We start from the raw sequence: 12,388 nt of genomic DNA, 5'->3' as shown, positions 1-12,388 counted from the left end.
CCGTCCGCTGATGGACCGCTTCCCGGGCCCCGCGACGACTTCGGCCGCCTCTGCGCAGGAGGCGGCCGAGCGCGCGGTCGCGGCCGTGTGGCGCATCGAGTCCGCGCGCATCGTCGGCGCACTCACGCGGATGGTCGGCGACTTCGGCCTGGCAGAAGATCTCGCGCAGGAGGCCCTGGTCGCCGCGCTGCGGCAATGGCCCGCCGAGGGCGTGCCGCAGAATCCCGCCGCGTGGCTGACGGCCGTGGCGAAGCGGAAGGCGGTGGACGGATGGCGCCGCCGCGAGCGGCTGGACGACCGTCTGGCGCTGATCGCGCACGACCTGGAACAGGAGCAGGCGCAGGGGCACGAGCTGCCGTGGGACCCGGATGCCGTGGACGACGATGTGCTGCGCCTCCTCTTCATCGCGTGCCACCCGGTCCTCTCCCGGGAGGCGCAGGTCGCGCTCACGCTGCGGGTCGTGGGCGGTCTGACGAGTGAGGAGATCGCCCGCGCCTTCCTCGTCCCCACGGCGACCGTGCAACAGCGGATCGTGCGCGCGAAGAAGACGCTGGCGGCCGCGCACGCGCCGTTCGAGGTGCCACCGCGGGAGGAGCATGCGGCGCGGCTCGGCGCGGTCCTCGGGGTGCTCTATCTCATCTTCAACGAAGCGCACGCGGCCAGCAGCGGTCCGGAGTGGATGCGGCCGGAGCTGAGCGACGAGGCCATCCGGCTCGCCAGGGTGCTCGCCGCGCTGCAGCCCCGGGAACCGGAGGTGCACGGCCTGCTCGCGCTCCTGGAGCTCACGGCCGCACGTTTCCCGGCGCGGACCGACCGGAACGGCGACCCGGTGCTGCTCGCCGATCAGGACCGTCGGCGGTGGGACCGCAGCCGCATCGCGCGGGGGAGAGCAGCCCTGGCGCGGGCGGACGGACTCGGCCGCGGACGCGGGCCTTACAGTCTGCAGGCCGCCATCGCCGAATGCCATGCCGTCGCGCCGTCCGTGGAGGAGACCGACTGGGACCGCATCGTCGTCCTCTACGAGGCGCTGGGCCGGCTCACCCCGTCCCCGGTGGTGGAGCTGAATCGCGCGGCCGCCGTGGCCATGGCCACCGGGCCCGCCTCCGCCCTGCGGCTGCTCGACGACCTGGCCGGGTCCGGCGCGCTGCGCGGGTACCACCTGCTCCCCGCGACCCGGGGCGAGCTGCTGCGCCTACTCGGCCGGGAGAGCGAGGCGCGCGGCGAGTTCGCGACCGCCGCGGCACTGGCGGGCAACGACCGCGAGCGCGAGCTCCTGGAGCGCAAGGCGCGCGGTGCCGAGCGCTGACCGTCTGCGGCACGAAAAGACCCGCCCCTCACGGATGCTCTCGCAGCCGTGAGGGACGGGCGTGGGTGACGCGGAGCGCGTCGAGTGGGGTCTGCGTCAGTCGTTGACCCGCTGGCCGCGGCCGGCGATGAGACCGTAGATCAGCAGCACGATGATCGAACCGCCGATGGCGAGGAGCCAGGTGCCGAGGTCCCAGAACTCGGTGAGCGGACGGTTGAGGATCAGGCTGCCGAGCCAGCCGCCGAGCAGGGCGCCGACGACGCCGAGCAGCAGGGTGATGAACCATCCGCCGCCCTGCTTGCCGGGCAGGATCAGCTTCGCGATGGCTCCGGCGATGAGGCCGAGAAGAAGAAAGCCGAGAAAACTCATGGTCAGCTCCTTGGGTCAGGAGCCCCGGGGTGCCGGGGCCTCGTGACACCTACTGTGCCCGGCTCCGGAATCGCGTGCCAACCCCTTGCGCGCGGCCTCCCGGATATGGCAAGAGGCCCGCCTCCCCAGGGAGACGGGCCTCTCGTCGCGACGGATCGCGTCAGTTGTTGCCGCGGGCGATCGCGATGATCCGGAGGATCTCGACGTACAGCCAGACGACGGTGACCATGATGCCGAAGCCGCCGAGCCAGCCGTACTTGCGGGGAGCGCCGTTGCGCACGCCCTGCTGGATCTGGTCGAAGTCGAGCACCAGCGAGTACGCCGCCATGATCACGACGAGGACGCCGATGATGAGGCCGAGCGGGATGCCCATGATCTCCTGGCTGAACAGCCCGAAGGCGTTGGTGTTGACACCCGTCCACATGAGGACGAGGTTCAGGAGCGAGAAGACCAGGTAGCCGATCATCGCGATCATGAAGATCTTGGTCGCCTTCTTCGAGGCGCGGATCTTGCCGCTCGCGAAGAGGGCGAGGGTCACGCCGACGACCGAGACGGTGGCGAGCGTCGCCTGGAAGACGATGCCGGGCCAACGGACCTCGAAGAACGCCGAGATGCCGCCGATGAAGAGACCCTCGAAGGCCGCGTAGGCGAAGATCAGCGCGGGGCGGACCTTCTTGCGCGAGGTGAAGGTGATGACCATCGCCAGCACGAAGCCGCCGAGCGCCCCGAGGGCCCAGGGCAGCACGTTGACGGCAGCGGGGTTGTACGGGTCGTAGCGCGGCACGTCGAGGCCGCCGAGCGTCAGCACCCAGCCGACGACGGCGGTGACGAGGAGGATGCCGAAGAGGCCGGCGGTCTTCCACACGGTGTCCTCGACGGACATCCGGTCGGTCTCGAGGGCGCCTGCGGCGGGAGCGGCGTACATGCCCTCGAGCTGCGCGTTGGCGGCGGCATCCATCGCGCCGTGCTGGAGCGACGCGGCCTGCGCGCCCTGAGCGCCCTGGGGCGCACCCGGGTAGGTCGCGACGTTGCGCGGGTCCTGCTGCTGGAAAGCAGGATTGTTGAAAGCGAAGTTGCTCATCAGGTGGGCCTCACTCCAAAAGGGGGGTCGTAGGTCGCTTTCCTCCACGATACCCGTGAGGCGACACTCCCGGGGTGCCTTACGCTGTGAGCGTGCCCAGCAAATCTCCGCTCGTCATCGGGCATCGCGGTGCCCCGGGTCACCGACCGGAGCACACCCGTTCGTCTTACGAGCTCGCTCTCGCGATGGGGGTCGACGCGGTCGAGCCGGACGTGGTCGCCACCCAAGACGGTGTCCTGGTCGTGCGGCACGAGAACGAGATCTCCGGCACCACGGACGTCGCCGATCACCCGGAGTTCGCGGATCGCCGCACGACGAGGCGCGTGGACGGTGCCGCACTGACCGGCTGGTTCACGGAGGACTTCACCTGGGCGGAGCTGTCCACGCTGCGCTGCCGGGAACGGCTGCCGAAGCTCCGGGCGTCCAGCGCCTCCTTCGACGGCACGGAACCCATCCTGCGCCTGCGCGACGTCCTCGACCTCGTGCGGGCGGCCGCGCAGGAGCAGAGTCGGCCGATCGGCGTCGTGCTCGAGGTGAAGCACGCCACGCATTTCGCGAGCATCGGACTCGACCTCGCGCCCCTCATCGCGCGGGAGTTGCGCGACGCCGGATGGGCGGCGGGGGAGCTGCCGCTGATCGTGGAGAGCTTCGAGTCGACCGTGCTCGGGCAGCTCCGCGCCGCGGGCGTCGACGCGAGCTTCGTGTACCTGATCGAGGCGGCGGGACAGCCGTACGACCTGCTCGTCGCCGAGGGATCGAAGGCCTTGAGCTACCCGGAGACCGTGACCCCCGGGAATCTGGATCGCCTCGTCGGTCAGGTCGACGGGATCAGCGTCGACAAGAAGATGCTCCCGGCGCCGGGCACGACGCTGGTCGCCGATGCCCATGCCCGCGGCCTGACCGTCTTCACCTGGACCTGCCGTCCGGAGAACGCCTTCCTCGCGGCGCCCTACCGCGGTCCGGGAGGCAAGAGCGCTTTCGGGCACTACGAGGCCGAGTGGGGCGTGATCGCCCGGCAGGGCGTGGACGGCGTCTTCGTCGACCACCCCGATCTCGGCGTGGCGTTCTTCCGCAGTTGACCCGTCGGGGTCAGAGCGTGCGGTCGAACGCGCCCTGACGGGTGGAGACGATCTCCTTGCCGAGCGGCATGAGCGACACCGGGACCATCTTGAAGTCGGCGATGCCCATCGGGATGCCGATGATGGTGATGCACAGCGCCAGTCCCGACACGATGTGGCCGAGCGCGAGCCACCACCCCGCGAGGATGACCCAGAGCACGTTCCCGAGGAACGAGCCGACGCCGGCCGTCGGCTTGCTGACGACCTCGCGGCCGAACGGCCAGATGGCGTAGGCGGCGATGCGGAAGGACGCGATGGCCCACGGGATCGTGATGATCGGGATGCACAGCAGCAGGCCGGCCAGCACGTAGCCGAGGAAGAGCGCCCAGCCCGCGAGGATGACCCAGATGATGTTGAGGATCGTGCGCATACAGCGATTGTGTCACCCGCGGGGCGGCGCGGCTGGGCATCAGCCCGGAGGTCCCCGGCGCTCGCGCCCAGCGATGCCAGACTGACCGCATGACCGGAATAGTGGTGGACGACGTCAGCAGGGCGTTCGGGGACGTGCAGGCCGTGCGAGGGGCCACGCTGCGCGCAGAGGCGGGAAGGGTGACGGGCCTGGTGGGCCCGAACGGCGCGGGCAAGACGACGCTGCTCCTGATGCTCGCCTCGTTGCTCGCCCCCGACAGCGGCTCGATCCGCATCGGCGGCATCGACCCCGAAGCCGATCCGCTCGCGGCGCGTCGCGTGCTGGGGTGGATGCCGGACGCCCTCGGCGCCTGGCCCTCCCTCACAGCCCGCGAGACCATCGTGACCACGGCCCGCCTCTACGGGATCGACCGCGCGGACGCGGAGCGGCGGGCGCAGCACCTCCTCGGTCTCGTCGGCCTGGGAGAACTCGCGGACTCCGCCGCGAAGGTGCTCTCCCGGGGGCAGAAGCAGAAGCTCGGCCTGGCCCGCGCTCTCGTCCACGACCCGCAGGTGCTGCTTCTCGACGAGCCGGCGTCGGGCCTCGATCCCGAGGCCCGCGTGCAGCTGCGGGTGCTGCTGCGCCGCTTCGCGGCCGAAGGGCGCACGGTCCTCATCTCCAGCCACGTGCTGTCCGAGCTGGAAGAGGTCGTCGACGATGCCGTCTTCCTCGTCGGCGGGGCCGTGGTGGATGCCGCTCCGGCGCAGAGCACGGTCCGCGCCTGGCGGGTGCGGCTCGCCGGTGCCACCGCGGAGCGCCTGAACGCGGACACGTGGCAGGTCGCGTCGACTCTCGGACTGGCACCTGAGTCCCTCGCCGTGGACCGCGGCGCCGTCCTCGTCGGCTTCCCCGGGGAGGACGCCGCCGCCCGGTCGCTGCGTCTCCTCGTGGAGGCGGGGCTGCCGGTCGCGGAGTTCGCACCCGCGCAGAGCGATCTGGAGCACACGTTCCTCGCGCTCCGGCACCCGCAGCCGCTCGCGGCGACGACCCCGCCGCCCCCGCCGCCTGCGGCACCCCACGGAACGGAGGCGGGAGCATGAGCCTGGCGAACATCGGCGTCATCGCGCGCCTGGAACTGACCCAGCGGCTGCGGAGCATCGGCTGGTACGTGCTTCTCGGCGTCTTCGCGCTGGTGCTCCTCGGCGTCACCGGTCTGTCGTTCGCCGTGTACTCCTGGGGGGAGGACGTCGGGGCGGGCGTGTCGTCCATCGTCGTCAACGTGGTCCTGCTGCTCGTCGTGCTCGTCTCGCCGACGCTCAGCGGCAACGCGATCAACGGCGACCGGGAGGCGGCCACGCTCGCGCCGATCCAGGTCACCGCGGCGTCGACCGGCGACATCATGCTGGGCAAGCTGCTCGCGGCGATCGCGACGGGCGGCGCGTTCCTCCTGGTGGCGGTTCCCTTCCTCGCGGCGTCGCTGCTGGCGGGCGGGACCGATCCGATCGTGCTGTTCGTGGCGCTGCTCATCCTCGCCGTCGAGATCGTCATCGTCGCCGCGATCGGCGTCGGCCTGAGCGGCCTCATCGCCCGCCCGCTGTTTTCCGTCGCGTCCACCTACCTCGTGGTCTCCGCACTCGTCATCGGCACGATCATCGTCTTCGCGCTCGGCGGCCTGGCCGTGCGCAGCGAGGCGACGAGCTACAGCCGCCCCTACGACAACAACGGCAACGTGGACTGCGAGAGCTGGGAGAGCTACACGTACGAGGCGCCGCGGTTCGACCTCGTGTGGTGGGCGCTCGCCGCCAACCCGTTCGTCGTGCTCGCCGACGCGACCCCCACCGAGTTCAGCAAGGACGGCTATCCGGTCGATCTGTACGGGCAGATCAAGTGGGGCGTCCGCAGCGCGCAGCTCTCGCCGCTGGAGCAGCGCTGGGACGACTGCGATCCGGAGAGCGGCTCTCAGACCGCCGAGGAGGTGATCGACGAGACCGTGCCGAGCTGGTTCGTCGGGCTCGGCGTGCAGGTCGTGCTCGCGGGGGCGCTGTTCGCGGGAGCATGGGCCCGCACCCGGACGCCCGCGCGGCGGCTGCCGCCGGGCACCCGCATCGCCTGAGCGTCGGGGCCGAGGAAGACGCCACCGACCGTTCACCGGCCGTCCACCGACGGGTCGACGGACGGCCATGCGGCAGCGGTGGTCTGGACGGGTACCCGTCTGCGCTCAGTCGAGCCTTCTTCCAGGAGCCCCCATGCCCCGACTGCACTCCGTGGCCGCCGTCACGGCGGCGTGCGCGCTGAGCGCCGCCGCCCTGATCTCCGCCCCCGTCGCCGCCTCCGGTGCCATCCCTCCCGGCGAGCCCGCGCCGACCGGCGAAGCAGGGCTCGTCCTCAACGAGATCGTGTACGACGACGCGCCGACCGGGCTCGCCGACCAGATCGAGATCTACAACGCGGGCTCGGCGAGCGTCGACCTGACCGGCTGGCGGGTCTCGGACGAGAAGCGCGACAGCTTCGGCGCGGCACCGGCCGGGACGGTGCTCGCACCGGGCGCGTTCCTCGTCCTGGTGAAGGACGTGGACTTCGCCTTCGGCCTGGGCAAGGGGGACGAGGTCGTCCTCCACGACCCGGAGGGGGTCGAGGTCGATTCCTACGCCTACGCGAACACCGCGCCGCTGGCGGTCTGGGCGCGCTGCGCCGACGGGACGGGCGCCTGGGCGCATGCCATGGCGGCGACACCGGGCGCGCCCAACGACTGCCGGGTCGCGCCGGTCGCGGGGTCGATCCGCATCAACGAGGTCGACTCGCAGCCGGCCGACTGGGTCGAGTTCCACAACTCGGGGACGGAGGCGCTCGATGTCTCCGGATACGAGATCCGCGACAACTCCGATGACCACCGGTGGCGCTTCCTGCCGGGCGCCACGATCGAACCAGGAGCGTTCCTCGTCGTCGATGAGGGCACGATCGGGCTCGTCGACGGCGTGGAGGCGGCGTTCCGCGACTCCATCGGGATCGGCAGCGCCGACCGCATCCGCCTCTTCGACACCGCGGGCACGCTCGTCGACGACACGCAGCCCTGGGAGGGACACGCCGCCATCGACGGGGACTTCGCCGCCGCCACGCTCGCGCGCTGCCCGGACGGTGCCGGCGCCTTCGTGCTCGCCCACGCGACCCCGGGAGCGGCGAACTCCTGCGTCCTCCCGGACGTCGCGATCAACGAGATCGAGTCCAACGGCGACGCGACCGACTGGGTGGAGGTCGTGAACACCGGCAGCGCCACGGTCGACCTGTCCGGCTGGACCGTCATGGACGGCGATCCGGTCGGACACGCCTCGGAGACGACGCCGCTGCCGGCGGGGACGCTGCTGCCCCCGGGCGGATACCGGGTCTTCGATCAGCCCACCGACTTCGTCTTCGGGCTGGGCAACGGCGACACCGTGACGCTGCGGGACGCGAACGGACTCACCATCGACGAGCACGTCTACTCCGCGCATGCCGACGGCGTCTGGGCGCGCTGCGCCGACGGGACGGGCACGTTCATCGACGCGCCGGCAGCGACGAAGGGGCAGCGCAACGCCTGCGGGAACCCGGTGCGGATCAACGAGGTCGAGTCCGACGGTGGGGCGCCGGACGACTGGATCGAGCTCGTCAACCCGACCGGCGCCTCGCTCGACATCGGTGGCGCCGTCGTGAAGGACGACGACGACGCCCACGCCTACACCGTTCCCGTCGGCACGACGATCCCGGCCGGAGGCTTCTTCGTCATCGAGCGTTCGGCCCTCGGCTTCGGGCTGGGCGCGGGCGACGCCGTCCGCCTCTTCGACGGTGAGCTGCTCATCGACGAGACCGCCTGGGGCGAGGGCCACGCGGCGACCTCCTGGGGCCGCTGCCCTGACACCACGGGAGCCTTCGCGGCGACCGCGACGCCGACGAAGGGCGCGCCGAACGTGTGCGCGGGCGAGGTCGCCGTCGGCACCTGGCCGGGGTCGGCCGAGGTGCGGGTGCTCGACGACGTGCCGACGTTCCTCGAGGACAGTTCCGGCCTCGACGTGCAGGAGACCGCGGACGGGGCATTCCTCTGGGCCGTGGACAACGGCGAGGGGCGCATCTGGAAGCTCGAGGCCCACGCGGACGGCTCGGTGGAGAAGGCCGCGGGCTGGGACGAGGGCAAGCGCGTGCGCTTCGCCAAGGACGCCGGGAACCCGGGCGCCGCAGGGCCGGACACCGAAGGCATCACGGTCGACGGGAGGGGCCTGGTCTACGTGGCGTCCGAGCGCGACAACAGCGCCAAGGGTGTGAACCAGAACGTGCTGCTGCAGGTCGATCCGGACGCGGCGGCCGGCGATCTCGTGGCGCAGCGGGAATGGGATCTCACGGCGATGCTCCCGGCGGTCGGCGCGAACCTCGGCATCGAGGCCGTGCAGTGGGTGCCGGACAGTGCGCTGAACGGAAAGCTCTTCGACGACACCACCGGGACGGCCTACGACCCGGCCGTGCATCCGGGACACGGCGACGGTCTCTTCTTCGTCGCGGTGGAGGACAATGGGCACGTCTACGCCTTCGCGCTCGCCGGGGACGGCACGGCCACGCTCGTCTCCGAGATCTCCCCCGGGCTCACCGGTGTCATGGCGCTCGACTGGGATGCCGTCCGCGGCACCCTGTGGGCGGTGTGCGACGACGGCTGCCAGGGCCGCTCCGCCGAGCTCAGCCTGAACGGGACCGCCCAGCCCGGGATCGCCCACTACGCACGGCCCGCGGGCATGCCCGACATCAACAACGAGGGCTTCACCACGGCTCCCGCATCGCTCGCGGTCGACGGACAGCGTCCGGTGTGGTGGTTCGCCGATGGCTTCGCCTCGGAGGCGCTGCGCACCGGCACGCTGCCGGGCGGCACAGGCGCCGAGAACCCCGGCGGCGAGAACCCTGGTGGGGAGAACCCGCCGCTTCCCGGCTCGGAGCTCGTGGACGGCAACCGCCACGGCGTCACCGTCGATCCGGCGGTGGCCGCACGGGGGCAGCGGGTCACCGTCACGGTCGGCGCGGATGCCGTCGGAGCGCGGGCGCAGGTCTGGATGTACTCCGACCCGGTCCGCTTGGCTGCGGGGACGCTTTCGGCGACGGGTGCCCTCGCGGTCACCGTTCCGATGGACGCGCCGCTGGGCGCGCACCGCATCGCCGTCTACGCGGCGGATGGGACGCTCCTCGGCTGGGCCGACCTGCGCGTCACCGCCGCGGGCGAGGGGCTGGCCGCGACCGGAGCGGACCTGCCGGTGGCCGCCACCGCGCTCGCGCTGATGCTCCTCGCGACCGGGGTCCTCGCGCTGCGCCGTCGGAAGCGCACCGCCTGACCGGGGGAGGGGTGCGGGCGGTCGCCTGCATCCCTCCCCGGCGGGGACCTCGATGTCGGTGCCGCCGCCTAGACTCGAGAGGTCATGACCGAAGCCCCTCTCATCGTCCCCGGATCCGTCGGCCCGCAGTCCTCCGGCGCCCCCGCGCAGGACGACCTCCTCGCCGGCCTCAACCCCCAGCAGCTCGAGGCCGTCACGTATCGCGGCCCCGCGCTGCTCATCGTCGCCGGTGCCGGCTCGGGCAAGACGAGCGTGCTCACGCGCCGCATCGCCTCGCTCCTGCGCAGCCGCGAGGCGTGGCCGAGCCAGATCCTCGCCATCACCTTCACCAACAAGGCCGCCGGCGAGATGCGCGAGCGCGTCGAGGGGCTCATCGGCGACGCCGCGCGCGGCATGTGGATCTCCACGTTCCACTCCGCGTGCGTGCGCATCCTCCGCCGCGAGGCGCAGCAGTTCGGGTTCACCAAGAACTTCACCATCTACGACTCCGGAGACTCCCGCGCCCTCCTCAAGCGGCTGGTCAAGGAGCACGAGGCCGACGCCTACGGGCTCACCCCGGCGGCGGTCCAGGGGCGCATCTCCAAGCTCAAGAACGAACTCTCCGATGCCGAGTCCTACGCGCGACAGGCCAACATGAGCGACCCGGCCGAGCGCGTCTTCGTCGAGGTCTTCGCCGACTACCAGCGCCAGCTCCAGAAGGCCAACGCCTTCGACTTCGACGACCTCATCGGGCAGACGGTCTACCTGTTCCGGGCGTTCCCCCAGGTCGCCGACACCTACCGCCGCCGCTTCCGGCACATCCTCGTCGACGAGTACCAGGATACCAACCACGCGCAGTACGCGCTCATCCACGAGCTCACCCGTCCGGTGTCCGGCGTCGGCGCGACCCCCGAGCCCTACGCCTCCAACGGCATGATGATCTTCGAGCCCGACCCCTCGCCGGCGCCGGGCGCCGGCGAGGCCGGGGCGTCGCTGACGGTGGTCGGCGACTCGGATCAGTCGATCTACGCCTTCCGCGGCGCGGACATCCGCAACATCAGCGAGTTCGAGCGCGACTTCCCGGGCGCGAAGGTCGTGCTCCTCGAGCAGAACTACCGCTCGACGCAGAACATCCTCTCCGCGGCGAACGCCGTCATCGGCAACAACTTCGACCGCAAGGACAAGAAGCTCTGGAGCGACCGCGGCGAGGGCGACAAGATCATCGGCTTCACCGGCTACTCGCAGCACGACGAGGCCCAGTTCGTCGCCGACGAGATCGAGGCCCTGCACCGCAAGGGCATGCCGTACTCGGAGATGGCCGTCTTCTACCGCACGAACTCGCAGTCCCGCGCGCTGGAGGAGATCTTCATCCGCTCGGCCGTGCCCTACAAGATCATGGGCGGCACGAAGTTCTACGAGCGCGCCGAGATCAAGGACGCGCTGGCCTATCTCGTGGCGGTCGCCAACCCCGCCGATGAGATGGCGGTGCGCCGCATCCTCAACAAGCCGCGGCGCGGCATCGGCGACGTCACCGAGACCGCCATCGCCCGCTTCGCCGAGGAGCACGGCATCTCCTTCCGCGATGCCTTGTCGCTGCCGGGCCAGCTCGGCGTCGGGCCGAAGATCCAGGCCGCCATCGCCCAGCTCGACGCCGTGCTCGCCGAGGCGACCGCGATCATGCTGCCGCCGACGGGCGAGGTGCCGCCGCCCACCTCCGTGGCGGACGGGCTCAGCCTGCTGCTCTCCAAGAGCGGCTACCTCGACGCGCTGCGCGCCAGCCGCGATCCGCAGGACGAGGCCCGCGTGGAGAACCTCGACGAGTTCGTGGCCGTGACCCGCGACTTCGCGCGCAACAACCCCGAGGGCACCATCACCGACTTCCTCACCGAGGTCGCGCTGGTCTCCGACGCGGACGACCTCGACGACGAGTCCGGATCGGTCTCGCTCATGACGATGCACACCGCCAAGGGCCTGGAGTACGACGCGGTCTTCGTCACCGGCGTGGAGGAAGACCTCATCCCGCACCGCATCTCGGCGGGGGAGCCCGGGGGACCGCAGGAGGAGCGACGCCTGTTCTACGTGGGCATCACCCGCGCCCGCAAGCGCCTGCACCTGTCCCTGGCGATGACCCGCGCGCAGTTCGGCGAGGTGACGGTCGCCATGCCCAGCCGGTTCCTGCAGGAGATCCCGGCCTCCCTCATCGACTGGAGGCAGTCCCCGGGCGACGTGAACTCCCGCGGGGGCATGCAGTCGCGTGCGCTGAACGCCCGTCGCTCCGGTGGGTCCGGCGACCGCTTCGGCGTGAAGGCCCTGCCCCGCGAGTCCCTCAAGCCGCTCTCCACGGCGATGGACAAGATCCCCAACCGCGTCACCGCCAAGATGCGCGACAACGGCGACCTCGAGCTCGCTGCCGGTGACCGCATCCGGCACGACGACTTCGGCGAGGGGAGGGTCGACGCCGTCACGGGCGAAGGCGCCAAGCGCATCGCCCATGTCCGGTTCGACACGGCAGGGCAGAAGAAGCTGCTCATCAAGGTCGCCCCGATCCAGAAGCTCTGACGTCGCGGCGGAGAGGGCGGGGAGACACGGTTAGGCTGGCTCCCATGGCCCTCTTCTCCCGCCGCAAGAAGTCCGGCGACGACGCCGTCGCTCCCGCCCCCTCCGCCGCTCCGGCCACCGAGAGCGAGGAGGACGCGAGCACGGCGACCGAGGAGTCGGAGGCGTCGACGGCCGAGGCCTCGCCCACCGTCGGCATCTCGGTGCAGGCGTTCCGCGGTGTCGGCGCCGAAGCCGGGCCCGAGGTCGCGCTTCCGGATCCGGACGGCCCGCGGCGGCAGCCGCGGC

9 protein-coding genes and 1 pseudogene are annotated in these 12,388 nt (G+C 71.5%); 7 read left to right on the top strand and 3 right to left on the bottom strand.

Annotated elements, in window-relative coordinates; genetic code table 11:
• Positions 1–10: 10 nt before the first annotated feature.
• On the top strand, positions 11–1,306 hold the full coding sequence (locus tag AC2W7E_RS14360) for an RNA polymerase sigma factor (RefSeq protein ID WP_485989371.1): 1,296 nt from the start codon (positions 11–13) through the stop codon (positions 1,304–1,306).
• A gap of 96 nt (positions 1,307–1,402) precedes the next feature.
• Here the strand turns inward: AC2W7E_RS14360 and AC2W7E_RS14355 are convergent, their stop codons facing one another.
• Positions 1,403–1,675: a GlsB/YeaQ/YmgE family stress response membrane protein gene (locus AC2W7E_RS14355; protein ID WP_025103755.1), complete on the bottom strand. Its 273-nt coding sequence runs from the start codon at positions 1,673–1,675 to the stop codon at positions 1,403–1,405.
• A gap of 160 nt (positions 1,676–1,835) precedes the next feature.
• The gene (locus AC2W7E_RS14350) at positions 1,836–2,756 is read right to left on the bottom strand and encodes a Bax inhibitor-1/YccA family protein (protein WP_025103756.1); all 921 of its coding nucleotides are present in this window, start codon (positions 2,754–2,756) and stop codon (positions 1,836–1,838) included.
• A gap of 92 nt (positions 2,757–2,848) precedes the next feature.
• Here AC2W7E_RS14350 and AC2W7E_RS14345 point away from each other — a divergent pair, with 92 nt between their 5' ends.
• Positions 2,849–3,835: a glycerophosphodiester phosphodiesterase family protein gene (locus tag AC2W7E_RS14345; protein ID WP_485989370.1), complete on the top strand. Its 987-nt coding sequence runs from the start codon at positions 2,849–2,851 to the stop codon at positions 3,833–3,835.
• Positions 3,836–3,845: 10 nt separating this feature from the next.
• Here AC2W7E_RS14345 and AC2W7E_RS14340 read toward each other — a convergent pair whose 3' ends face one another.
• Entirely contained in the window at positions 3,846–4,244 is a 399-nt protein-coding gene (locus tag AC2W7E_RS14340) for a YccF domain-containing protein (protein WP_060922036.1), read from the bottom strand.
• A gap of 89 nt (positions 4,245–4,333) precedes the next feature.
• Here AC2W7E_RS14340 and AC2W7E_RS14335 point away from each other — a divergent pair, with 89 nt between their 5' ends.
• The 5 genes and pseudogenes from AC2W7E_RS14335 to AC2W7E_RS14315 form a co-directional block, all read left to right on the top strand.
• Positions 4,334–5,323, top strand: coding sequence for an ABC transporter ATP-binding protein (locus tag AC2W7E_RS14335; RefSeq protein WP_085606864.1), 990 nt, complete (start codon positions 4,334–4,336; stop codon positions 5,321–5,323).
• Entirely contained in the window at positions 5,320–6,336 is a 1,017-nt protein-coding gene (locus AC2W7E_RS14330) for an ABC transporter permease (RefSeq protein ID WP_126894123.1), read from the top strand. The genes AC2W7E_RS14335 and AC2W7E_RS14330 overlap by 4 nt, the downstream gene beginning before the upstream one ends.
• Positions 6,337–6,469: 133 nt before the next feature.
• The gene (locus AC2W7E_RS14325; protein WP_485989369.1) at positions 6,470–9,565 is read left to right on the top strand and encodes a lamin tail domain-containing protein; all 3,096 of its coding nucleotides are present in this window, start codon (positions 6,470–6,472) and stop codon (positions 9,563–9,565) included.
• An 84-nt stretch (positions 9,566–9,649) separates the two neighbouring features.
• Positions 9,650–12,103, top strand: coding sequence for an ATP-dependent helicase (locus AC2W7E_RS14320; RefSeq protein ID WP_485989368.1), 2,454 nt, complete (start codon positions 9,650–9,652; stop codon positions 12,101–12,103).
• Positions 12,104–12,147: 44 nt separating this feature from the next.
• A pseudogene (locus AC2W7E_RS14315) lies at positions 12,148–12,388 on the top strand (hypothetical protein); the annotation flags it as partial.

This window comes from Microbacterium sp. CFSPD4_SD4 (assembly GCF_057364585.1).
Note: the sequence above shows the minus strand (reverse complement) of the source record. Positions and strands in the feature narration are given on the sequence as shown.